We start from the raw sequence: 1,689 nt of genomic DNA, 5'->3' as shown, positions 1-1,689 counted from the left end.
TTCTTTTAAAGTTTGATAGAGAAGAGAAGGTGCTGTAGATTTCCATTCCTTAACTGCTGAGATAATATAATCTATTTCGCGTTTGCGGTTTTCCCATATCTGGATTGTTTGCTGGATGTTTTGCAGTTTGGCAAGATATTTCTGATAATCTGGTTGTAGCTGATTTAATGAGGCAAAATTTTGTTGGACAATCTGTATTGATGCTGCAACTTCTGATATAGCTTTACTTGCATTTTGAGCAGAAGCCAAAGCTGTTTTAAATCCAGAAATTTCTGTTGCTACAGTTTCACGCAACCAAACCGCTAAACCAAAAGCACCAAGCGCCGGACGCACAAAGCCAAGTTCATCAGTATATTTTATGGTTTGACGAACATTTGCTAAAAATTCTTCTACTACACTGTTACCTTCTGTGTATGGCTTAAGAAGCGGCAAAAAATCTGTAACTTCTGGAGCTTCCCAGTTTATATTTGGTACAGTATTTAGTATATTTTCTAATCCTGCAATTAGGGATTCAACCTCGTTCTGTTTTTCTACGGTTTCGTTATAAGATTTTTCTTGACTTTTAAAGTCGCTCTCTACTTTTAACTTATTTTTATTGAATTTAATTTGTTGTTGATTGAATTCTTCTTCTGCTTGGAAGTAGGCTGTAAATCTTTGTGATGATGCAAGTAATTGACTGAAAACTTGGATATTTTCGAGCCGTTGAGTAAGATTATTTTCGCAGTCATAAGCTGTATTTTCTAGCCATCTGCCAATCACTTGGTCTTCTAAAAATGGCTGTCCTTCTTCGCCAACTTTTTCGGCTCTGCCTTTTCGTACAGCGCGAATTACGGGGTTGTGAACTAATCGACTCAGGGCATTATCTACTGCTAAATTAGCTTGAGATGCGATTAAGGTACGTCCACCGCGAAGCGCAATTTGATAGCAAATCTCCGCAATTACGGTAGTTTTACCAGTACCTGGTGGCCCTTGGATGAGAACAAGATCCTTAGCGGTAAGTACCTTTTCTACTGCTGCTTTCTGACCAGGATTTGCAGAAGATAATAGCAAATCTTGTGGTTCAAGTTCAACAGTTGTTTTGATTTGTCTAGCTTGAGAAGCATCAAATAAAAAGTTACCCAAATATGGATTTTGGGTGTAACCATTATTCAAATCATCTAAAGCTTTTTTCTTGCGCTGAATCTGCTGAATATCACCAACTGCTTCAAAACACAAAAATCCGGTATCTGGCAACTTATAACGCTCTGTTGCCATGAATTCAGCTAAGTCACGTTCTAGCCTGAGACTAATAATACAACGGTTGGGGTCAACTTCCTCAACAGCGCCTAATTGACGGCCACTAATCCAATTTTTGCCGACGGGAGCAGTCTCAAAAAGCTTTAAATCTTCGTTTTTTGTGCGTCTTGCTCGTTCCCAAAAGTTGTCTACATCAAGGGAATTTTGATAAAAGCCGTCGAGGGTGGCTGAAGCTACATCGATTTCAAAACTGATTTGTCTTTTGAAGTTATAGTTATGACTTACGTAACGCACACAAAATTGACGTGCTTTAGCGATTTTTTCCTCAATCTGCAAAAATGCTTTCCAAGCTTTAAGCTGCTCTTCTGTGGGCACATTTTCGCCACAAACTGGCGCGGCTGCGATGCGTTTTAATGTTGCGGGTGGAATGTCGAGATGATGCTGATGATTAGG

The 1,689-nt window shown here is 39.2% G+C and carries 1 protein-coding gene; it reads right to left on the bottom strand.

Annotation, left to right across the window (positions count from 1 at the left end; all coding sequences use genetic code 11):
- The coding region (locus VE944_RS13225; protein WP_324977689.1) for an AAA domain-containing protein at positions 1-1,689 on the bottom strand (1,689 nt) is incomplete at both ends.

Origin of the sequence: Nostoc sp. (assembly GCF_035638895.1) — a bacterium.
GTDB lineage: Bacteria > Cyanobacteriota > Cyanobacteriia > Cyanobacteriales > Nostocaceae > Nostoc.
Note: the sequence above shows the minus strand (reverse complement) of the source record. Positions and strands in the feature narration are given on the sequence as shown.